Origin of the sequence: Actinotignum timonense (assembly GCF_030216305.1) — a bacterium.
GTDB lineage: Bacteria > Actinomycetota > Actinomycetes > Actinomycetales > Actinomycetaceae > Actinotignum > Actinotignum timonense_A.
This window is the reverse complement of the sequence record NZ_JASOKT010000008.1, coordinates 61,016-83,228: the sequence shown is the minus strand read 5'-3', so window position 1 is coordinate 83,228 and position 22,213 is coordinate 61,016. Positions and strand designations below refer to the sequence as shown.

The window sequence follows — 22,213 nt, the reverse complement described above, 5'->3', positions numbered from 1 at the left end:
CTCGCGCGGGGAAGAGATGCCAATTATCCATGCTGTTTTCGTGGACTCGGAATTACCCCCGCTCGCGCGGGGAAGAGTATTCTTTGATTCCATGACTAGGCGGTCACAAGGAATTACCCCCGCTCGCGCGGGGAAGAGTCCAGCTTTTCCTGTAAGTCCGGGGGGATAACGGAATTACCCCCGCTCGCGCGGGGAAGAGACTCGTGGCAGATCAAGATCGACCCGTATATCGGAATTACCCCCGCTCGCGCGGGGAAGAGCATAGCGGGCACGCCCGGCAAGGCCCGCGAAGGGAATTACCCCCGCTCGCGCGGGGAAGAGTCACACGGGGCAGCAATGCTACCCGCCGCATCGGAATTACCCCCGCTCGCGCGGGGAAGAGGCACATTTTTTCCCTTGATATCAAGCCAAAAAGGAATTACCCCCGCTCGCGCGGGGAAGAGCCGTTCCTGCAAGCCACACAAGCACGCTCCGCGGAATTACCCCCGCTCGCGCGGGGAAGAGGCATAACCTCGTAATCATTACGGCCCGGCGTGGGAATTACCCCCGCTCGCGCGGGGAAGAGCGCCCGCCTACGGTTAGCAGTTACTAACTAGCGGAATTACCCCCGCTCGCGCGGGGAAGAGGAGACCACCTGGGCAGGCACAGGAGCGCGCCCGGAATTACCCCCGCTCGCGCGGGGAAGAGGTTGAAGCCGCCGACGGGCTACGCGCGTCGCTGGAATTACCCCCGCTCGCGCGGGGAAGAGCAAGCGCACCAGATGAGGGCGAACTAGACGACGGAATTACCCCCGCTCGCGCGGGGAAGAGAGACTTTCCGCTCGCTCACAGCCACCTGGGAAGGAATTACCCCCGCTCGCGCGGGGAAGAGGTCGTGAACTCCGGCGGCGTCGCGTAGAGAATGGAATTACCCCCGCTCGCGCGGGGAAGAGCGGTCTACTTGGGATTTGGAGATGCCGGTGGCGGAATTACCCCCGCTCGCGCGGGGAAGAGCAAAGCCACTACCAGCGGGACCGCCTCAGGCTGGAATTACCCCCGCTCGCGCGGGGAAGAGCACCTCCGGCCCGCCCCGGCCCTCTGCCCTCCGGAATTACCCCCGCTCGCGCGGGGAAGAGCGGAGGGTGTCCCGCTGAGTGTGGGGCAAGTGGGAATTACCCCCGCTCGCGCGGGGAAGAGCGAACGCGCCCTGGGTTTCCGCAGTGAACACAGGAATTACCCCCGCTCGCGCGGGGAAGAGAGGGCTTGGAACGCGGAAGTTGCCTTATCCAAGGAATTACCCCCGCTCGCGCGGGGAAGAGTCACCTTTTTTAGAAGCTTCCTTGGCGTATTCGGAATTACCCCCGCTCGCGCGGGGAAGAGGATTCATCCAGGCCATGCGCTTCGCGGTAAGCGGAATTACCCCCGCTCGCGCGGGGAAGAGGATCTCTACTTTTTTCTTTTCGGTTTCGATTTGGAATTACCCCCGCTCGCGCGGGGAAGAGAGGCACTTCTGCCTCCTTTCCAGATAACAAAAGGAATTACCCCCGCTCGCGCGGGGAAGAGTGCCTCGGCCTGCGGTCCCGTAGGCCCATTCGGGAATTACCCCCGCTCGCGCGGGGAAGAGGTCGGCTCACACAGAGCCTTAAAGATATACCAGGAATTACCCCCGCTCGCGCGGGGAAGAGCTGGGTTATAGTCGATGCAAAGCTCGGCGGTAGGAATTACCCCCGCTCGCGCGGGGAAGAGCCCGCCTGACCTGGTTGTTTATCGGCGGCGAACCCGGGAATCGCAATGGAACAGAGTTCCAAATTTGCGGATCTCCGGGAGATACGCCGGTGCGCTGAGCGCAACAACCACGTTAGTTCCCACCTCTTAAATTTAGCTTATTTCGGCATGCCTATCTTTATCGCACACGGGCTCGTGCTCTCGATGATCCCGTTTGACTATAGTGACCGTGCGCTTGCGGACCCGGCTCCTCCGTTCGCGATGAATCGGCGCAGTCCTAACCGAATCGGGAGAGCTGAGCGAAGCGCCTGGCAGATCGACGTCATCCGCTTCCTTACCAACTGCATCCTCCGCACCCGTCCCGATAAGCAGCATGCCGTCCAGATCGAGGACTGGGCGACTGCCGGTTCCCGTGCTGCGCAGAGCGAAGCCTTGCTCACGGGCGGCGTCGTTATAAATAAGAGTGAGGCTGCCGGTACCCGCGGCGGACACCGCGCTTTCCCACAAATTGTCCCGCACTCGCGCGGAAACAACGCCCACGTACAATCCGGTGGTCACCTCGGAAAGAAACCTGCTCAAGTATCCACGCAGGTGATCCGGGATGGCGACCGCATTAACAACAACGAACAACACAGCCTCCTTATCCGTACTGGATGTGGCCGGAAACCTCGACGTTATTTCCGGAGATAAGCCGGTCGTCGTCGCGTGCGGGGAGGAAAGGCTGGAGGATATCCATGATGGTGGCGAGCATATCGGGAAGAATTCGGTGCTCCACGATAGCTCTCCGCACCGCTTTTCGAACCGCCGTCATGGGGTCATCTTCGCGCGCCGCCGCGAACACCAGAGGAATCGTTACGCTCGGTTTGTACAGATCCGCGAGATCAAAAAGTAAGGAGCGCGCATCACCGCGGTGAATAATCCCGAGCGCCGGGTTGATTCCCAGCGCCGCACACACCGAAGCTGCGCACCCGTAGAGTATTGAATTCGCCAAGTTCAGGCCGGCATTGACCGGGTCGTCCGAGGAAGTATCACGCGTGAAGCTCCGGGTTCCATATTTTGCTGCCATCGTGCGGTAGGTATTGCGCATGAGCTGCCCCTCCAGCCCGCGCATCGTTGCAATAGAACTACCAGGCGCATTCTCCACACCCAGCTGCTTTTTGTAGAGCACCAGCGCAGCTTCGCGCTGCCGGGCTTCGTTACTCACTAGCCGAGCCTGCGCAATAGCCCACCGCGCACTCGAGGTCAGCGGCGTGGCGTGAGTATAGAGCGGTACTCCGCCCCCACCCGTAACGAGGACAGTGGTTCCGGCGCGGGCGCAGGAGGTGAGCGCCGCACTCGAAATCGAGGTTCCGGGGCCCAAAGTAAGCACTGCTAACCCAGCGACGGGGAGTTGGATTGCCCGCGCGCGGGTCCCTTCCAAGGACCCGCTCTTTCCTTCCCGGCCGGCATCATAGGCCACCACGCCCGTGCGCGATTGGCGGATTTGCACGTATTCGAGGTAGAGGAAAGAAACCCGGTCCTCGAGGCGTACCTGCTCGCTCGCCTTGATAGTGCGGAAGGCCAGAGCCTCATCTGAGTAAGCCATGTTTACTCCTTCCCGGTGGCGGGCTGTGTGGGCGTGCCGGAGCAATTGGGATCCGGAATGCTACCCGGCACAACGAGCCCGATGAGCGGGTCGTAATGAGCTGCGCCGTCGTTTAAAACGTGGTAGCGGCAGAGTAGCGACGGCGCATTTTCGAGCGATGTCGCATCCGTAAACAGTGTTTTCGCACGACCAGTAACGGTGACCGGAACGGACGCACGCAAGGCGCGGCGTATGCCTTCACGGTCACTGCCGCGCAGCTTCACCAAATCTTCAGGGGCACCGGTCCACGCACCGGGGATAATATCCGGATCACCGCATACAATCAGGCGGGTGGTTTCTACTTCGATGAGTCTGGTTGAACGCTCATCCCCGAGGTTTTTATCACGCTGCGTCATGGCAGCGAAGGATTTCACCTGGGAGCCTTCGCTCAGGCATTCCTTCATATCGTACGTAGCGTTCCGGGCGCGGATTGCCGCCAGCGATTTCTTCGCGAATTCATTGAGTTCATCGGGTTTATCTTCCTCGATATCCGCCAGCAGCAGGGTGCCGGTATCCACAAATTCCTGGCAATCCTCCGGGATTCGGATGTCATCATGGCTCTTAAGCCATTTCTCCACGCGTGCCAGTTCACTGGCCAGATACGGTAACTGTTGCCCCTCGCTGCCATTAATAGCGACGACGGACACTCGCGGCCCGCTCAGTCCCGGCACTCGGGTGGCGCGGTTCGAATCGGCAGAACGCCACAGGCGCCCGGCACGCTGAATGAGGGATGCGGCCGGGCATAGCTCGGTGCGGAGCAGGTCGAGGTCGATGTCCAGCGATGCTTCGATTGCTTGGGTTCCGATAACCGTGAGCGCGGCGCCCGCGCTGCCCGATCCGATTTCGTGTTCGAGGAGTTCAGCGTTACGACGACGATGCTCCGCTGTCATGCGGGAATGGAGGATAACAACGTTGCCCTCGGCGGCGAGGGCTCGGGTGAGCTCCTGAGCGCGCGCAACCGTATTGCAGATGACTCCGATGCGGGCCTGGGGGTAACGCCGGCGCTGTTCGCGCACCCAATCGCGGTGGGAGGTGGTGAGCTGGCAGTACTTTTCGGTACTGCGGTCAATAGTGAGGGTGCGGGGTTGGCCGTCGGGGCGAATACTCCGCAGCCGGGTTCCGTTGGTGTCCAGGTTTTCCAGGAGGGGGAAGCGCGCTTCGCCCTCCGGGGGCTGACCGGTGTAGGACTTGACGTAAGTGGCGCGTTGATCGCTGGCAAGGGTTGCGGAAAGGAAGGTGACCCGGGTGTTCGTGGCGCGCAGCCAGAGCAGAAGGTTGCTGAGGAGACCGCTCTGGTACTGATCGAGCGTATGAACCTCATCCACAACAACGTGGGCATTGGCCAGGGCGAGGAGCCGCAGGTGTGTCCATTTTGCCGGTAGGGCGCCCAGGAGTGCCTGGTCCACAGTGCCGACACATACGGGTGCCAGGAGGCGCGAGCTTCCGGAGCGAACGAAGTCGGTGGGGAAAAGGCCGGCCGTGCTAGCTCCATTCTCTGTGGATGTGGATCTGCTGGTACGCGGGCTATCAACGGAGTTTTCCCCCATGGTGACCGGTTGATTATAAAAATCTTCGGTGGAGGCGAGGGAATGCGCGAGCGAAGCCACATTGGGAGTACCTGCGTAGTAGCGCTGGATGCGCCGCATGAGCGCATTCGAGGTGGCCTGGGTGGGAAGCAGGAAAATAAGGCGTTCGTTCGCGGTGGCGTGCCGGAGTAGGGCGGCTTCGGTTTTGCCCACGCCGGTGGGCGCCATAACATTCCACAGTCCGCCTCCTACACAGGTGGCTTCTTCCTGGAGTGGGCGGGGTGTGCGGTTGCCGAGGATTGCCCGTTGGCTTTGCTCTGCGGATTCCCAGCCGTGGTACACCCCGACGGTTTCTTCGATGCGGGCACGAGCACGGGCGCGGCACGCGGTAATCCACCCGGCTGGATCATCAAGGGTGAGTTTTCCGGCCGCGAGGAGTTCCTGCTGAGCGGCCACCCATTCGGTTCCCGAAGCAATGCGGTCGGATAGCACGGTGAGGCCGGAAAGCAGGATTGTTGCGGTTGGCGAAAGCTCGGCCGGAAGATCAGCCCGGGTTATGCCGATGCCTTCTTCCAAGCAGGAGAGAAGATCATCGGCCAGGGCGAGCCAGCCGGTGCTTTCCATATCTTCGAAAAGGTAGTCGGTCTCTTCAGTGTTCCAGGATGGGGTCTCAAAGCGGCCGTGATGCCCAAGTGCGGAGAGGAATCTCCACGATGGCGCTGCGTATGCGTCCGGATTGATCTTCGTCCCATGAAGCAGGAGCGCTGACATTTTCTGGTGGTGGCGGATATCGGGAGCGTAATCCTCACAGAAGTTTCGAGACCACTCGGAAATGTCACCAAGTTGCGGTTCGTTAGTACGGAGTGCGGTCCGAATCTCATCCCACTGCGGTCCCTTTTGGGTTTGCTGGTACTGGAATACCGGACAGGCTTTTCCAATGTCATGCGATCCGGCCACCCATTCCACCACTTCCCGTTTCCCCGCCGGTCCGAGAACTTTGCGCAGACCGGGCCTCAGCCAAGTCTCATAGAGGACTCCGGCAGTAGTTGCGGTATCCAGCAAGTGGGCAAGAAGTGGGTAGGACGTTTCCGTACCGCGCTGCTTGGCCCATATGCTGGGGTGTGTGCCCGTCACGATAGTGCCTGGATGGAGAGGAGTCCGCAGCCGTAGCTTTTTGCACGTCCAACCCCGTTGGTTTGGGCTGCGAGTAGTGCTCCACTATCTCCCACGGTGGCAACTCCGTTGATCGTATCAATCTGGACAGCACGTTGTTTGTCTTGTCCCGAACCGGTGGTGAGAACTTCTCGCCGCGCGTCAATGATCTCTGTATTCGTGAGGGCAGGGGATAGTTTTGCGCTCAGCCATTCAGAGAGACTTGGGACTCCGGGGGCAGGTTCCTCCCCGTCGAGCGGAATTGACCGAGTTCCCCCGGTGCCAATGCGTTGAATCGCATTGATAGCGATCCGGAACGAAACTGGAGTTCCAGCTGGGAGTTCCTTGAGTTCAACCTCTTTCATCGCGGCCTCGTGGGGGAGGTTGAGTTGCGGCACCGGTTCGCGGGATTGGATAAGGAAGAATGGGGCATCTCCGGGAACGTGATCCAAGCGGAAAAGAATCCCCATCTCCGCCCGGGGGTGTTCCGCGTTGGTCTGTGGGAAGAGCGCCATGATCGCGCGGTGGCGTACTTGCGGGTCCTTCAGTGTCCATCCGCGCTCTGGTTTGTGCAGGGCAACGCGGGAGAGAAGGGTGTGCACCGGTACTTTTGTTAGGAAGATCGGTTGGGGTTCCGATGTGTGTTGATCTGCCATATTCGTCTCCGTCGACTAGGCTCTTAGCGAGCGGTTTCCACGGCTAGCGTGGGTATTTCAGGGTCTAATGGATTGCCTAGATAGGCCGCTTTCCCCGCGTAAGCGGGGGTAACAGCGTTTTCGAGGCTGGGTTTCTCCCTTATCTTGAGTTTCATATTAGCGGGGAGGAACGTAATTGTAAAGACGGGTCAAATGGATTGACAAAGCTTTCTACTCTTGTTAGTCTCATTCCATCTCAAAGGAGAGGAAGCATGGAAAAGATCAATGCTTTGACGGACATTCCGTTACTGGTTACGCCACGCGGGCGCTTGACAGTTCGTGATGCGCTTCTCGATGCTCATATTCTAAAAGAGCCCTCCGACAAAAAAATGGGCCGCGAACCGGTGGTCCTGGATAAGACCGTCCCGGGCTATGTGTATGGCGCAGAGTTGCGACTATTAGCGGCGGTCGTTGCCGTGGTTTTAAGGCAGTCCAATCACACCCACCGGGATCCATTCCGGATCGAATGGGAACACATTCTCTCGGAGGGGCTTGAACCCGAGGCGATTGACAAAGCCATCGAAATACTCGCACCGGGATCCTTGTTATTCGATGACCAGCAGCCATTTATGCAACGGCCGGCTGAGCCGATGCGCAATGCGAAAGATAATGAGCGCAAGCTCGGGAAAGGGGAGCTGCGGCTCAAGAAGCTGCTACCTTCCATGATCTCCGATCAAGGTGAAGAATTCTGGAGTCTGCTAACGCAGCGCGATACCCTTTCCTTGGAAGATGCAGCGCTTTACCTTCTCGCCTATCACTGCTATTCGCCGGCTGGAAATAACTCTTACGCTGGTCAAAAAGCTGAAATGGGAAGTCCTGGTTTCCATTTTGTCGGCGTAGGCATGACGGCTACCGAACTGATTTGGGAAGGCCCGTCGCTTCTTCATACGCTTTTAGCGATGATCCCACGCTCATGGGTAGAAGGCGACGGTTTACCAGCATGGGCAGATCGAACCGGATCTCGGGGTGGAACTGATCACCCGTTATGGCGGGCTACCTGGTCATCCAATAGTGCTGCCTGTTACTGGGAGGATAACGAGCTCGCCGGTGTGCGCATCGGTGGCGTTCCACCGGCGTGGGTTCCCCCAGAAGCAGGAGCAACGAAAGAGAGCCGAAAAGCTTATTGGGTTGAGCGCGATCAGAGCGATCCCTTCTACCTGTATTTGCCTAATAAGTCCGGCGAGTTAAAGGCTCAGCGGATGGACGTAGGGAGGGACGCGACGGATCTCGCAGTGGAGTGGGCTGCCCGCGGCAGACTGGCACAAGTGGCCGAAGCGCATGATCGCATTATTTCTTCCTCTGGCTGTCGGTTGGTATTTATCCGCCATTACATCGAAGGAACCGCATCTTCTCCAGTTATCCGTTCCTCGCGGGTTGATGTGGCAGATCCGCAGCTATGGGCTTTCGGGCTATCTGATCGAGCACAGGGCCAAGTTCGGCGCCATGCAGAGTTCATCCAGGCTCTGCACTATTGCGTGATCCGACCTTTCCGACGCGCACGCGGGGCAGCCTCCGTTGCACCTAACGGCTTGCCCACCGTTCTTGACTCGCTCGAAAACTATCGGGATTCGGCATCAGATATTTTCTGGCGTTCGATCACTCGCTCGTATGAAGATTTTCTTTCTCAAGTGACAACCGCTGAGCGGCGTCCTGAAGAAATCCGTATGGCTCGCGGCGGGGCTGCTCAGGTTGCGCTCAGAGCTTTCGAAGAAGCGATTGCGCCCTACCGGGGTCAAGATCCGGCGCTCTTCGCGGCAGTTTATTCGAATGTTGCTCGTCATATTCGGGCTGTCACAAAACAATTTGATGTTCCCACGGCTTATGAGGAGAAATAACAATGACGCAGATAGATACCCCGCAGCGGGAGCCTTGGAAGGCGTTACTGTACGAGATTTTGCAACGGCGTAAAGATCCTGACTATCGCGCCGCGCGTGCAGCAATTCGGCAAGGGGCGACGCCGTTTACTCAAGTGCGTGCTTATCCGTATGTGCTACCCGCGGCACCCGAAAATGCGCGCCCCGAGCAGCGTAATGCCTTGCTGCGGGTAGCGGCCCTGGCCGCGGAATACGACCGGGTGCCTCATTCCAGTGAGGGTAAGCGCCGCAACAGTTTGGGACGGTGGGCATATCGCGTGGCAACCGCTGAGAACAAAAACGGACGCGCACAATCAGTTTCACCAGACAATCCAGGAATGATTGCCGCGCGTCTGGCTTACCTGCATACCCAAGATATGGAAGAAGCAGCCCGATCCATCAAACGAATTTTTGAGGTGGCCTCAACGATTCCTGGCCCAGTTCCTCCCGTCAATTATTTCGATATTGCCGATACGTTGGCGCGCTGGGGGAACGGCCTGTCACCTCAATCTCAGCACATTCGAATGCGAGTAATAGAGGAATTCTATTCCGCACCTCAACTTGCGGTTTCAGATCAATCTGAAAGCGTTCCTGCCAAAGCTTCTGAAAACTAAAACCATAACCGAGAGGACCAATCATGTACCGTCACCTAACCCTGCATTTCCTTACTCCGATCAGCTACTCGAATCTCAATCGTGACGATTCGGGAACCCCCAAGCGCCTCATGGAGGGCGGTGTTCTCCGCGCCATGCATTCCTCGCAGGCCATCAAACGTGGTGCACGCGTTGCTTACGAAAAGGCCAGCCTTGACGTTTCAGTGCGCTCTGGCAAACTCGAGGAAGTTATTCGCGACGCCGCCCTCAAGCTTTCCCCCGATCTGGACCCGAAGAAAGCCCTGACAAAGGCTCGGGCTCTCGTCGGTCAATTCACGAAGAAGCAGGCTAAAGCTGATGCCGATGATGGTGCGGGAGCTGCTGAAGCGGATCGTTCGATCTGGTTGAGTGGGGAAGAGATCCAGGTTGCGGCGCAGGTTGTGGCTGGCGAAGTCGATCCTGATACGGAGTTCGTGCTTAACGGATGCACCGGTTCCCTCGCCATTGCCTCTTTTGGGCGTATGTTTGCGGCGAAACCTGAGAAGGGTACCGAAGCGGCACTGAGTGTATCTCCTGCCGTGACCACCCACGCTGCTACCATTGGCACTGACTATTTCTCCACCGTTGACGACATTCGGGAGCAGAATAAGTTCGCCGGGGAAGAATCGCGCAGCGGCGCTACCTACCTAGGGATCAGCCAATTTACGAGCGGTATTTTCTACCGCACGGTGACTATTGATCGCGAGCAGCTTCAAGTTAGCTGGACCGCTTTTGGCAAGCCGGAGGCTGAGAAAAACCTACGTGAGATGATTACTGCTCTTATTTACGGCCAACCGCGCGGTAAAGAGCATTCAACCGCGCCGTACACGCAGCCCGTCGTCGTCCTTGCTGAAGAGCAGCGTTACCGCTGCGCCTACAGCTTTGAAACACCGGTGAAGACCGGCTCCCAAGGCGGATTCCTGGAGCCGTCTGTGCAAGCCCTGAGGGATCAATTCCAGGCTGCTCGCCGCTTCGATCCCGATAACTTCGGGAAGGCGCTGGCGCTCACGGGAACGTTCCCCCAGCTGGAAGAGATGTTTGGGGTGGAACCCACCTCGAAGGACGGCCTCGTTGATACAGTGGTAGCGTGGATCTTGGGCGGCCAGAATGAGTAATTCAACATTCCTGCGTCTAGCGGGTCCCGTGCAATCCTGGGCGGGGCCGCGAGTGACGGGGAACGTGGTCAATTCGGAGCCTCGGCCTACCCGGTCCGGTCTCCTTGGTCTTCTCGCGGGCGCTTTAGGTGCTCCGCGCGAAGAGTGGCCAGAGTGGCTGGAGGGAGCTGATTTTGCAGTAAGGGTTGATCGTCCTGGCTGTTTCATCAATGAATTCCAGACCATTAATCCCCGCGCTACTAAAAGCGGTCTCCGCAATGACGAGCTCAAGTTCCGAACACGCCAGTTGTGGATCCGGAAACAAAGTGATTCCGACAAAAACCTGGCTTTCACCCCGGATCAGCAAAACTCGAACGCGGTCATCCACCGCACCTACCTGGCCGGAGCTGAGTTCCTCGTGCGAGTCACCTGCCCGGGGCATCAGGAGGAGGTCGATGCCGCGCTGCGCAGTCCTGCTTTCGTTACCTACTTGGGGAAGAAAGCCTTTGCGCCGTCGTTCCCGTTCTATCTGGGACGCGGCGAGGATGACATGCTCAACCGGATTCCAGTGTGTGACCCGTCTTTCGAGAAACCGAAAAAACAGCTGTGGACCTATTCGCGGGCCCCACATATGCCCGATAGCGGGCCGGGAGCATTGCCCGGCACCGCGAGCATGGTGGACGTGGTGACAGAACGGAAGGAATGGCTCAATCGGGTAGCTGAGCTGCTGGAACGCTAGGTTCCGTTGCGTCACGGCGCGAAGTGGTGGCGAATGCCGGTATGTCGCGGTTGTGAACCCGCCCGCGCGTCACGGTGTGACTTCGCGCCACAGAAAACGCCCCGGAAAGATCACTCATATAAGTGGTCGTTCCGGGGCGCTCTGTGCCTATTTATGCGCACGCCAGTAGCGGGTGGCTTAGGCGGTTCGCCGCGAGAGTATTTACTTCGCAGAGTATTTACTTCACAGCCTTCTCAATAAGCGGCGTCAGCTTATCCAGAGCCCACAGCTGCGCGGCCGGGGTGCCCAGGGAGAACGCATTGGAGAGGTCACCGTCCACCACGAAGGCGTGGCCGGCAGCAACTGCCGGGACCTTCTGCCAGGTGGCATCGTCGGTAATCTGCGCGGTATCAATGAAAATTGGGAACGCCGCAATAAGGTCCGCATCGATAGCATCGAGCTGCTCGGCGGAGAGCTGCACAGCAAAACCGCCATCGGCCGGAGCCAGCTCCTGAACCTTCGGGTTCTGCACGAAGCCCAGCTTCGTCATGAACTCCAGGCGCGTATCGCCCTTCAGGTAGGCACCCCAGCCCTCGGAGGTCTTCGTCGCCACGGTCACGGACTTGCCCTTCCAATCGGGGTGCGCGGCCGTAACCTCAGCGAACTTCTTTTCCACCGCATCCAGCTGCGCCGCGGCCGCCTTCGGCTTACCCAGCGCCGCACCAATCATGGTGACCTGGTCCTTCGTGGAGGTCAGCCAATTATCCGCGCCCTCCGGCAGCGAGACCGTCGGCGCAATCTGGGAAAGCTTATCGTGGCGTTCCTTATCGCCCGAAGTCTTGACGTCAAGAATAAGATCCGGCTTGAGCGCCGCGATCTTCTCGTACGACAGCTCCATTGTGCCCAGGATTTCCGGGGCCTTCTCATACGATTCGCTCACCCACGGGCCCACGCCATTGCCGCCGAAAGCCAGCCAGTCAGCCGCGCCCACCGGCTGCACGCCCAGCGAGAGCGCCACTTCGGCATCGCCCCAGCCCAGAGCGACCACGCGCTGCGGGGCTTCCTTGACAGTAACGGGCCCGAACTTCGTGTCAATTGTCGCGGGGAATAACGCCTCGGTCGCGGCATTCCCGTCCGTAGCGGAGCTTGCCGCCGCGGAGGAGGAGGCAGGGGACGCCGAGGAATTGGCAGAATCATTACTCTTCTGAGAACCGCATCCGGCAAAAGCCAGGCAAGCCACCAGAACGGTGCCCGCCCACGCGGTCAGGGACTTCTTCATAACTTCCTTTCGTGGATGCCGCACTCGCGGCCGGACGCACCTGCGGCTGCGGTGGTCGTGTGGTTGTCACTGAAACCACAGATGCCCTATTAGGATACGCTGGCGTTGTTTAATTGGGGTAGCCTGTTCTCGTTATGAACAGCACCGTCCACCACCGTTTTTCGGCACGACGCCGCGCCTGCCCTGCTCCCGGCCGCACCACCGCGCGCCGGCGGGCCGCGGCCCTCACCACTGGGATCATCGCTGTCGCGGTGCTGGCGCTCCTCTCCATTTGCATAGGCGCCCGCCCCATCTCCCCGGGAACACTGTTTACTATCATCTCCGGGGCAGAACGCGATTCCATGGACGCGCAAGCAGTGCTTACCTTGCGTCCGCCTCGTACGGTCGCCGCCCTTGCCATCGGTGCAGCTCTCGGGGTTGCCGGCGCGCTCATCCAGGCGATTTCCCGCAATCCTCTGGCCGAACCTGGGATCCTCGGGGTTTCGGCCGGTGCCGGTTTCGCGGTGACTCTCGCTATCGCGGTGGCGGGTATTAGCCGGCCGAGTATCTACATGTGGTGGGCGGTTGCCGGTGCACTCTTGGCCACCGCGGCGGTCCTCCTCATCGGCTCGCACCGCAGCGGTCGCGCGGATCCGGTTCGCCTGATCCTGGCCGGGGTGGCGCTTTCTGCCGTGCTCAACGGCATCGTGGGTGTGCTACGCCTGACTGATCCGCGTACTTTCAACGAAATCCTCGTCTGGACGGCCGGCACGCTGGAAAACCGCCCCTGGGAGGTTATCCTGCCGGTTCTTCCGCTTCTGTTCTTCGGCCTCATGGCCGCTGCCGTGCTCACCCCAGCGCTCAATATCATTGCTCTCGGTGACGACGCCGCTCGCGCACTCGGTGCTCATGTCACGGTGATCCGCCTGGCCGGTATTGCGGCGATGACGCTCCTCACCGGGGGTGCGGTTGCTATCGCCGGCCCTATTTCCTTCATAGGTCTCATGGCCCCGCACGCTATCCGCTCCTTTGCCGGGGCGGATCAACGTTGGATTGTGGGACTGTCCGCGCTCTGGGCCCCGGTCCTCCTCCTCGCCGCGGACATCCTCGCCCGCATTATTCTCCCGACCGGGGAACTTCCCGTGTCGGTCATGTGCGCCTTCCTGGGTGCCCCGGTCCTCATCTACCTCGTGCGCCGGCGAAAGGCTTTCACGCTATGAGTTTTTCGCACCAACCTGCCGCTTTAAAGTCCCCTCTGCGCCACGTCGCACTACGACGCCGCCGCCGTTCCCGCCTGGTTGCGGCCGCGGTGAGCTTCGCTTTGGCCTTCGGGTGCGTGGGGGCTCTCCTCCTCGGGGATCTGCCCCTGAGCCTGGGCGAGGTGGCGGCCTGCTTCGCCCCGGATTCGATACGCGCGGTTGCCGCGGGTGACGGTGACTTCGCGGCCCACGTGGTTCTAACCTGGCGCCTGCCACGGATCCTCGCCGCGGTGGCCTTCGGGGCAGCGCTCGGGCTTTCGGGTGCGCTCTTCCAAATTCTCACCCGAAACCCGCTCGGCTCGCCGGATATTATCGGATTCAATGCCGGTGCCTATACCGGCGTTATTCTCACCCGGACTTTCCTGGTGGGTGGAGCTGTTGCGGTGAGTATGGGGGCGCTGGCAGGTGGCGTCGTCGTCGGAATAATGATTTACGCGCTGGCCTACCGCAACGGCGTGTCCGGGTTCCGTCTCATTATTGTGGGAATCGGTATGACGGCGATGCTCAGCGCGGCGAATACCTGGCTGCTCTTGCGGGCCTCGGATGAGGTGGCGCTCAGCCTCGCGGTGTGGGGCGCCGGAACGCTCGGGCAGGCATCGTGGGCGAAGATCGGGCCCGCGCTGGTTTTCTTGGTGTTGTTGCTTCCGTTTGTGGCGTGTTGCGTGCGGCCGTTGCGGCAGCTGGAATTAGGCGACGACGCCGCAGCTGCACACGGCTTGTCGGTCGAGAAGGCGCGCCGGGGGATCCTCGCGGTTGGTATCGCTTTGACCTGTGTGGTGACGGCGGCGGCCGGACCTATTGCTTTTGTGGCTCTGGCTGCTCCGCAGGTGGGGCGGATGGCGGCGGGGCGACGCGGAATTTCGCTGGTGCATAGCGCGCTAGCGGGTGCCTCGATTTTGTTCCTGGCTGATCTTTTCGCCCAATATGCCCTGGCTCGGCCGGTTCCGGTGGGTGCAATTACCACGGTGGTCGGTGGCCTTTATGTGCTGGTTGTGGTGATGTCGCAACGGAAGGGACGATGAATATGCGTGGCAACAGCGGTGGCGTGAACGTGGGTGCGGCTGGCCCGGCCGGTGCGGCGCGTTTGCGCAGTGTTGATCTGAGCCTGGGCTATGGGGATGTCGCCGTGGCGCGGGATCTGAATGTGGAGATCCCGGATGGCTCGTTCACGGTGATCGTGGGGGCGAACGGGTGTGGGAAGTCCACGCTGCTACGCGGTTTGGCACGGTTACTTTCGCCCGCGAGCGGCCGGGTGCTGCTGGATGGGCGAGATATTGCGGCGATGGGCTCGCGGGATTTCGCGCGGGAACTTGCGTTGTTGCCGCAGTCTCCGCATGTTCCGGAGGGTATTACGGTTGCCGAGCTGGTGGCTCGGGGGCGTTACCCGCACCAGGGTTTGTTTGCGCGGCCTTCGGCACGTGATGAGGAGGCGGTTGCTCGGGCTTTGGCGGCTACGGGTACCGCGGATTTTGCTGATGCGTTGCTGGGGGAGCTCTCGGGTGGAGAACGCCAGCGGGTGTGGGTGGCGATGGTTCTGGCCCAAGACACACCGATTATTTTTTTGGATGAGCCGACGACGTATCTGGATATCGCTTACCAGATTGAGCTCTTGGACTTGTGTGCTCGACTGAATCGAGAGGGCCGCACTCTGGTGGCGGTCCTGCACGATCTGAATCAGGCGGCGCGTTACGCCACTCATATCATCGCGATGAAGGATGGGCGTATTGCTTTTTCGGGTTCGGCTGTCGAGGTTTTCACTCCGGAAAACATTGCGGAAATCTACGGGATAACTGCGGTAGTTATCCCGGATCCGGTGACGGGCACCCCGATGGTGGTGCCGGTTTCGGCAGGTATTTAGGCCGCGGGCCGGGGCCCGAAGATGGCGCTGCCCACACGTACCTGGGTGGAGCCTTCGGCCACGGCGATGCTCATGTCGTGGGTCATTCCCATGGAGAGTTCCTGTACGCTGGGGTGCTCGCGCTGGAGCTTATCCCGCAGTTCACGCACAAGCGCGAAGGAGTGGGCGATCTTCCGTTCATCAGTGGTATTGGCTCCGATGGTCATGAGGCCATCGACCCGCAAGTGGGGGAGTTCGGCGATCTGCCCTACCAGTTCTTCTACCTGGTGGGGTTCCACTCCGTACTGGCTGGCTGCTCCGGAGGAGTTGACCTGGACGTAAATGGAGAAGGGGCCGTGGGCGTGGCCTTCTTCGCGCAAGCGGCCTTGCAGCCGGTTGAGGCGCTGGGCAAGTTTCAGACTATCCACAGTTTCGATGCAATCGGCCAGTTCGAGGGCGCGCCCGGCTTTATTCGATTGCACGTGGCCGATGACATGGGTCCAGTGGGGTGGGTTTCCGGCGCTGGCCGGGGTGATGCCGCTGCCTTCCCAAGCGCTGGCGTCGTGGATGAGGCGTGCCGATGGGCCTGCACCCGTGCTGGGTGTTGCGAGCTGGGTTTCTACGTCTTGGAGTTGTTGGATGAAGTTTTGGCCCATGAGGCGGGATCCGGCGGCAAGCGCAGCGTGAATGGCGGTGATGGACTGGTGTTTCACGACGATTTGGAGCCGAGCGGTACCGAGCGGTATGCCGGCAGCTTCTTCCGCTCCGCGCAGAGCATCACGCACCAGGTTGATGCGGTCGGGGATCTCCTCCGCGGTTGGGACTATGCTGGACAATTCGGCGAGGTGAGCAAGCCTGCCCTGCTCCGTATGTGTCATGGTTTGTATCAACTCCACAGGTATCGTGTATCAGCCGCTGTTTATGGTAGATCTCTGCACCGCGAACTGGGGAAATGGTCTCAGAACTGATGGCACGGTCTCAGAACTAATGACACGGTCTCAGAACTGGTGCCGCGTTTTCCGAATCGGCGTATATCTCATCACCGGGGTAGTGGTGGCGGGTGCAGCGGGCTCATAGTTCTCCCACGCTAATAATGTCGAGGATGGCGTGTCCGGCTTCATCGCTTGCCTCGAGGTCCACAACTGCCCAGAATCCCCACGAGTTGTCACCTGCGCCGTCGTCAAAAACTTGACGCACCAACCAGGCACGCAGACGCCCGGTGGCGGTGGTGAGGTTGTCCATGACGCTATCCACGTGGGCTGCCGGAACTCCGGCGGTGATGAAATCGGCGCGGTCGGGGTGTTCGAGCACGGTGACGAGTTGGGCGGAGCGTGCTTCGGCACCGGTGCCGATCTCCTGGTAGGAATCGAAATAAGCATCGGTGGCATCCATCCAGGCATCGCCATCCCAGACCGGGCCGCCCACCCAGAGCGGGATACCTTCCCCGCGGGCCACGCCGGCCCCATCATCGAGTGCCGCCCTATCAAGCCAGTCGAGATTTTCGTGTGCTACGGCTTCCACGAAACGGAAGAGCGCATTGCGGATGGAGACGCGTAGCGCGTGCGGGCTGCGCGAGAGCGTGACCTTTCCATCTTCATCAGCACCGAAAGCGCGTTCGCGAGCTCCGCCGGTGCTGCTGTCAAGATTGGTGATGTCTGCGGTGGTAATGCGGCCATCACGCAGGGCTTCCCATTCGTCGAGCAGGCTGGAATCCACCGAGCGTACCAGGCTGCCCAGCCAGGCGGTCATATCCTCAAGATCCTGGGTGCGGGCCTCCAGCGGCACCGTTTGGCGCAGCGCCTTGTAGGTATCTGTGAGGTAGCGCAGCAACGTGCCTTCGGAACGGGCCAGGTCATAACGGGAAATAAATTCCGAGAAGGTGATCGCGTTTTCGATCATTTCCCGCACGATGGATTTGGGGGAGAGCTGGAAGTCATCCACCCAGGGATTGGTTTGCCGGTAGATCTGGAGTGCCGCACCGAGTTCTTCCGCGAGCGGTTGGGGCCAGGTGGTTTTATCGGCTTCGGCCATGCGTTCGTCATAGCCGATGCCAGCGGCTTTCATTCGCCCGATTGCGCGCCCGCGCGCTGCGCGTTCCTGCGCGTAGAGGACCTGCATGGGGTTATCCTGGACCGCTTCGATCACCGAGATGACATCGAGGGCGTACTCCGGGCTATCCGGATCAAGGATATCCAGCGCGGCCAGCGCAAAGGGTGCCAGCGGTTGGTTCAAGGAGAAGTCATCAGGAACTTCGCGTGCGTATTCGATGGGGGAATGGTCCGGGTGCTCCGCTAGCCACTGCGGAGTACGGTGCAGGATAACGCCCGCCCGCTCGAGAGACATGTAAATGCGGGTGGCTTGCCGGATGAGTTGGTTGGAAGCCGTGCGCGGTTCGTGATTATCCGTGAGTAACTTGGTTACGGCCGCGACATTATCCCCCGGCCGCTGGAACAAATTGAGCATGAGCGAGTGGGATACCCGCATGTGGGACGTCAGGGTTTCCGGAGCTGCGCCTTTGAGATACTCAAAAGTCTTTTCCGACCACAGTACTGTATTTTCCGGCGGCTTCTTCTTTTGGATGCGACGCTGTTTGACCGGATCATCCCCGGCGCGGGCCACCAGCCGCGCATTTTCAATTTCAAATTCGGGTGCCTGCACAATAACATCACCCTTCGTATCGAATCCGGCCCGCCCGGCCCGGCCTGCGATCTGGTGAAATTCACGTGCACTCAGGTGGCGATTGCGTTGGCCATCAAATTTAGCCAGCCCGGTCATGACAACGGTGCGAATAGGAACGTTAATGCCCACCCCGAGGGTATCCGTACCGGAGATGACCGGCAGTAACCCGGCCTGTGCCAGCTTTTCCACGAGGCGCCGGTAGCGGGGGAGGAGGCCCGCGTGGTGCACGCCAATACCGGAACGGAGCAGCTTGGAGAGAATTTTCCCGAAACCGGGCCCGAAGGAAAAATCTCCGAGGGCTTCGTGGATGCGGGCTTTCTGTTCCTTGGAAACGAGGGCGTGGGTGAGGAGGGCTTGGGCCTGTGCTACTGCCTCCCGCTGCGAAAAATGCACCACATAGACGGGCGCGCGATGCGTGGAGGTGAGTTCCAGGAGGAGTTCACCGAGTGGCTGATAGGAATAAGAGAAAGAGAGCGGCACCGGCCGTTCCGCGTTACTCATGAGTTCGACGGCGCGCCCGGTGCGCTTCTCAAGATCTTCTGCCAGCCAGGTGGTATCCCCCAGGGTGGCGGAGAGGAGCACCTGCTGGGTGCGGGTGAGTTCCAGGAGGGGAACCTGCCAGGCCCAACCGCGTTGCGGATCCGAGTAATAGTGGAATTCATCTTGGACCAGCACGCCGATATCCGCCGCGGCGCCCTCCCGCAAGCTCAGATTCGCCACGATTTCCGCGGTGGCACACACTACGGGAGCCCCGGGGTTAATGGTGGAATCCCCGGTTACCATCCCCACGTTATCCGCACCGAAAACATTGATGAGTTCAAAAAACTTCTCCGATACCAGGGCCTTGAGAGGCGCGGTGTAATACGCGGTTTTCCCGCGCGCGAGACCGCAGAAAATAGCGGTGAGCGCGATGAGCGACTTACCTGAACCGGTGGGGGTGGAGACGATCATATGAGCGTCATCAATAGCGGCGAGCAACGCTTCTTCCTGATGGGGGTAGAGCGGCCGGCCGGTGCTTTCCGCCCACTGGGTGAAAGCCTCATAAAGGGCATCATCAGGCGGGTTGAGCCCATACTTATCCTCCAGAAGGTCCAGGGCAACATTGAGTTGCGGACGAGGGCGCAGCGCCGCGGCCCCGGGCTGATCTGACTGTTGTGAACTCATGACTTAAGGGTGCCACACTCCTACGACATAAAAATTGGCCGGAACTGCTGCGGGGCGCGGTGCGGATCCTTGAACCTCCGGGTGAGCGGACCCCTAACCTGTGGCTTAGCGGACCCTTAACCTGTGGGTTAAGGGTTGGGTGCGGGCCCTTAATCAGTGGGTTACGGGGCGCGTCAATTGGGTGGGAGCCGGTTTGTACGACGGCGCAAAGCGCGGCATTTCGCGCGTATCGGGCGGTGGGGGATGCGATGTGAGGGAGGAAACAGCCTGAGATAGGGTTCTTGACTTGCACTGGGCGGCGGCCCTGGGTAAAGTATCTATTCGTCGCCGCGGGCGGCAAACATAAAAGAATAACGAGCACCGCTAGCTCAATTGGCAGAGCAACTGACTCTTAATCAGTGGGTTCTGGGTTCGAGTCCCAGGCGGTGTACAACGGCCCCGCAGTTCCAAGCTGCGGGGTTTTTCGCGTCAGCATGGCGAAAACTCGCACGTGCACAGCGTACGTTGTGGATTGTTTTTACGCCACCACCTCCACGGAATACACCCACTGAACCCCCCGGCACCTACGCGCAGGGCGAAATCACACTCCGTACCCGCGACTATCTAAGCGACATGTGTCGCGTTATTCTTGGTAGCGAACGGTGCGAATCGCGCGAGAGGAATGCGCGGCTACCAGTTATGGAGCGATGATGAGTGATTGTCCTTATTTCCATATCTCTAAGACTGGGCTCATCGCCCTCGCGGGCGGAGTGTGGTGCCTGGCTGGAGTAAATGTTGCCCGAATTGGAGTGGAGAGCTTCGCGGAATCGGCCTTGGGTGCGCCGTGGATCTGCCTGCTTCCCCCGCTCGTTCTCGCCGCCTTCGGAGCGATGTTCGCCAAGGTTGCCGGGAGGCATATCCGGCGCATTCGCTCCCATCCGCGCCCGGCACGGCCTTTCTGGCATTTCTTCGATGTGCGTTCCTACCTCCTCATGGCCGTCATGATGGGCGGAGGCATAGCCGTGCGGGCCAGCGGGCTGCTGCCCAACTCCTTCATCGCCTTCTTTTACACCGGATTGGGGGCCGCGCTTGCCGGAGCCGGCCTCCTTTTCTTTGTGATTCTTCTCCGGGATTCCCATATTTCCTAAGTTGAGCGTAAGTGACTCAATAACTATTGAGCCTAGAGTGGACAATAGCTACTGAGTGGAACAAAGATAAGTCCGTGGGGGTTGGGATTGATGTCAGGGCGATAGGCCCGGGCGCCGAAAGGCGCGCGGCGTCGTCGTTCATAGAAGTGAAAGAAGGATTGACCATGGCATACGATATTGATCGCACGATGTCCACAGCAATGGACCGTTTCCTCAGCCCCTTTGATGGCTTTTTTGCCGTTCCTACTCGGATGGTCAACGGGCGGCGTTCCGATCTGGAGAATCTCGCGCTAGAGTACCGTTCGCAACTCAAGCAAACCGAGGATGGCTACGAAGTCCTCTTCGATGTTCCGGGCTTTAGCGCAGATGATATTGACCTGAACGTTTACCCGGATCACATCACCCTCAAGGCTGCGCAGGAAGAAGAAATTGAGGGCGGCACCCGCACTCGTTCCGTTTCTCGCACCCTGGGCTTCGATCAGGCTGTGGATACCACCACGGTAGATGCACATCTCAACGATGGGGTTCTCACCGTTTCGGTGAAGACCACCGCGGGTTCGCAGGGGCGTAAGGTCCAGATTGGTTCGGGCAAGGCTACCGCCGCATCGCCTGCTGCGCAGAAGTCAGAAGAAAAGCAGGCCGGCTCTGCAGCATAAATCTGCAGCATAAAAATGTGCAAGGAATGGTACCCAAGCGTGGTACATGCTGGCACTAAATAAGCATCCAGGCCACTGGCGCGGATGTGAGAAAGGCAGTCTTCGGGATACTACCAATCCCGGGGCTGCCTTTCATTTTCCCGAACTATCGCGCCCTAATCGTTGCTTGCGGTATTCCAGAGGCGCCACCCCGTGGCGTTCCATAAAAGCACGATTGAGTGCACGGGTGCTGGGAAATCCCACCCGCTGGGCGATATCTTCCAAAGTGGGAACCTGCTCTTCCATGAGCAAGTAATACGCATCCTCGACCCGTAATCGCGTGAGGTACTGTTTGAAAGTCATCCCGGTACTGAGCCGGAAAAGCCGGCTGAAATGCTCGCGCGAATAACCGTGCGTTTCCGCCACGCTCGCAGCGGTCAGCGGTTCCCGGTGGCGCCGCTCGATGTCGCTGATAATAGCAAGAATTGTGGTGTCGGTAGCACGCCGAATTCCGCGCGGCCGGCACTTGACCACGAAATTCTGGTAAAGCAGAAATAGGATATCGAAGAGAATCGCGTTGATGCCGAAAACCCGTTCGGGTCCCAGCAGATGCGTTGTGTCAATCATGCGCAGGCACAAGTCAATGAGTGCTTGCCGATCCGCATCGCGAGCTCGCGCAGAATCCACGGCCAGCACATAAAGATCAGCTTTCTTATAAATGCGTTCAATACGGCTGCTGTCATAGGTGATGGAGAGAATAAGAGGAGTCTTGCCATCCCGAGATTCTGTAATAAATGAATGGGGAGTGTAGGGACTGATAATGCAGAGCTTTCCCGGATACAGTGCCTCGACCCGCGAGTCGATAGTTACACTGCCACCACCCTGGACAACATAATTAACCTCGACTCCGGAATGCCAGTGGGTCGGGACAACTTCCGGATGGCGGTGCACCAGCACAAGGGCTGGGTATTCGGCGGGCATGGAACCCACCTCACAAAAAGCACGATTGAGGATGGGTTCCTTCGGGTCGTGTATACGGTTATCCATCATGCTTAACTCCTCGCGGATTCGTCTCTCATAGTAACTAACCGTTGTGGAATCTCATCAGGGTGAGGTGGTATCTATAGCGATTCGATACTGCCTCTATTTTCGTGGTTTCCCCTATTCTTCGTGAAAAAAGGCAGACCGCCGCAACTATGTCACGTTTGGGCATAGGGTGTGCCACATTTCAGCACTATCAACCGAAGATTTTTGCCT

The 22,213-nt window shown here is 59.6% G+C and carries 17 protein-coding genes, 1 tRNA gene and 1 CRISPR repeat array; of the genes, 10 read left to right on the top strand and 8 right to left on the bottom strand.

All coding sequences use genetic code 11. The features are described 5' to 3' along the window. Positions 1-48: 48 nt before the first annotated feature. Positions 49-1,724: direct repeats of the CRISPR family, unit length 29 nt; unit sequence GGAATTACCCCCGCTCGCGCGGGGAAGAG. Positions 1,725-1,856: 132 nt separating this feature from the next. From cas2e to cas6e, 4 genes are read right to left on the bottom strand one after another with little or no spacing between them, the layout of a single operon-like run. Next, positions 1,857-2,336 (bottom strand): type I-E CRISPR-associated endoribonuclease Cas2e, encoded by a 480-nt coding sequence (gene cas2e / locus QP305_RS05725; protein WP_284904476.1) that lies wholly within the window; start codon positions 2,334-2,336, stop codon positions 1,857-1,859. Between the two features lie 7 nt (positions 2,337-2,343). Beyond that, entirely contained in the window at positions 2,344-3,288 is a 945-nt protein-coding gene (gene cas1e, locus QP305_RS05720; RefSeq protein ID WP_284904474.1) for a type I-E CRISPR-associated endonuclease Cas1e, read from the bottom strand. 2 nt (positions 3,289-3,290) lie between these two features. Beyond that, on the bottom strand, positions 3,291-5,987 hold the full coding sequence (gene cas3, locus QP305_RS05715) for a CRISPR-associated helicase Cas3' (RefSeq protein WP_284904472.1): 2,697 nt from the start codon (positions 5,985-5,987) through the stop codon (positions 3,291-3,293). Further along, a complete protein-coding gene (cas6e, locus tag QP305_RS05710) occupies positions 5,984-6,661 on the bottom strand; it encodes a type I-E CRISPR-associated protein Cas6/Cse3/CasE (RefSeq protein ID WP_284904471.1) in 678 nt (225 codons plus the stop codon). The genes cas3 and cas6e overlap by 4 nt, the downstream gene beginning before the upstream one ends. Before the next feature lie 251 nt (positions 6,662-6,912). Between cas6e and QP305_RS05705 the strand changes: the two genes are divergently transcribed. From QP305_RS05705 to cas5e, 4 genes are read left to right on the top strand one after another with little or no spacing between them, the layout of a single operon-like run. After that, a complete protein-coding gene (locus QP305_RS05705) occupies positions 6,913-8,535 on the top strand; it encodes a type I-E CRISPR-associated protein Cse1/CasA (RefSeq protein ID WP_284904470.1) in 1,623 nt (540 codons plus the stop codon). 2 nt (positions 8,536-8,537) lie between these two features. Further along, positions 8,538-9,167, top strand: coding sequence for a type I-E CRISPR-associated protein Cse2/CasB (casB, locus tag QP305_RS05700; RefSeq protein ID WP_284904469.1), 630 nt, complete (start codon positions 8,538-8,540; stop codon positions 9,165-9,167). A 23-nt stretch (positions 9,168-9,190) separates the two neighbouring features. Then, complete coding sequence (locus tag QP305_RS05695; RefSeq protein WP_284904467.1) at positions 9,191-10,300, top strand: type I-E CRISPR-associated protein Cas7/Cse4/CasC; 1,110 nt, start codon at positions 9,191-9,193, stop codon at positions 10,298-10,300. Continuing rightward, positions 10,293-11,018, top strand: a complete 726-nt coding sequence (cas5e, locus tag QP305_RS05690) for a type I-E CRISPR-associated protein Cas5/CasD (RefSeq protein ID WP_284904466.1) — start codon at positions 10,293-10,295, stop codon at positions 11,016-11,018. Before QP305_RS05695 ends, cas5e begins: the two co-directional genes overlap by 8 nt. A 217-nt stretch (positions 11,019-11,235) precedes the next feature. On the opposite strand, the gene QP305_RS05685 is transcribed toward cas5e, so the two are convergent. Continuing rightward, positions 11,236-12,276, bottom strand: a complete 1,041-nt coding sequence (locus QP305_RS05685) for an iron-siderophore ABC transporter substrate-binding protein (RefSeq protein WP_284904465.1) — start codon at positions 12,274-12,276, stop codon at positions 11,236-11,238. Positions 12,277-12,410: 134 nt separating this feature from the next. Here QP305_RS05685 and QP305_RS05680 point away from each other — a divergent pair, with 134 nt between their 5' ends. From QP305_RS05680 to QP305_RS05670, 3 genes are read left to right on the top strand one after another with little or no spacing between them, the layout of a single operon-like run. After that, positions 12,411-13,475: a FecCD family ABC transporter permease gene (locus QP305_RS05680; RefSeq protein ID WP_274733450.1), complete on the top strand. Its 1,065-nt coding sequence runs from the start codon at positions 12,411-12,413 to the stop codon at positions 13,473-13,475. Beyond that, positions 13,472-14,536, top strand: coding sequence for a FecCD family ABC transporter permease (locus QP305_RS05675; protein ID WP_274733451.1), 1,065 nt, complete (start codon positions 13,472-13,474; stop codon positions 14,534-14,536). The genes QP305_RS05680 and QP305_RS05675 overlap by 4 nt, the downstream gene beginning before the upstream one ends. Positions 14,537-14,538: 2 nt before the next feature. Beyond that, positions 14,539-15,372: an ABC transporter ATP-binding protein gene (locus QP305_RS05670; protein ID WP_274733453.1), complete on the top strand. Its 834-nt coding sequence runs from the start codon at positions 14,539-14,541 to the stop codon at positions 15,370-15,372. Here QP305_RS05670 and QP305_RS05665 read toward each other — a convergent pair. Together QP305_RS05665 and QP305_RS05660 are read right to left on the bottom strand one after the other, a co-directional pair. Then, positions 15,369-16,229, bottom strand: coding sequence for a YggS family pyridoxal phosphate-dependent enzyme (locus QP305_RS05665; RefSeq protein WP_274733455.1), 861 nt, complete (start codon positions 16,227-16,229; stop codon positions 15,369-15,371). The two genes, QP305_RS05670 and QP305_RS05665, sit on opposite strands and share 4 nt — an antisense overlap. Before the next feature lie 193 nt (positions 16,230-16,422). Continuing rightward, positions 16,423-19,194, bottom strand: coding sequence for a DEAD/DEAH box helicase (locus QP305_RS05660; protein ID WP_274778570.1), 2,772 nt, complete (start codon positions 19,192-19,194; stop codon positions 16,423-16,425). Between the two features lie 357 nt (positions 19,195-19,551). Here QP305_RS05660 and QP305_RS05655 point away from each other — a divergent pair. From QP305_RS05655 to QP305_RS05645, 3 genes are all read left to right on the top strand, one after another. After that, positions 19,552-19,624: transfer RNA gene (locus tag QP305_RS05655), tRNA-Lys, on the top strand. A 259-nt stretch (positions 19,625-19,883) separates the two neighbouring features. Continuing rightward, a complete protein-coding gene (locus QP305_RS05650; protein WP_274733458.1) occupies positions 19,884-20,321 on the top strand; it encodes a hypothetical protein in 438 nt (145 codons plus the stop codon). A gap of 164 nt (positions 20,322-20,485) precedes the next feature. Continuing rightward, on the top strand, positions 20,486-20,977 hold the full coding sequence (locus QP305_RS05645) for an Hsp20/alpha crystallin family protein (RefSeq protein ID WP_274733460.1): 492 nt from the start codon (positions 20,486-20,488) through the stop codon (positions 20,975-20,977). A 132-nt stretch (positions 20,978-21,109) separates the two neighbouring features. Here the strand turns inward: QP305_RS05645 and QP305_RS05640 are convergent, their stop codons facing one another. Then, positions 21,110-22,006, bottom strand: a complete 897-nt coding sequence (locus QP305_RS05640; RefSeq protein ID WP_126135834.1) for an AraC family transcriptional regulator — start codon at positions 22,004-22,006, stop codon at positions 21,110-21,112. Positions 22,007-22,213: the final 207 nt, after the last annotated feature.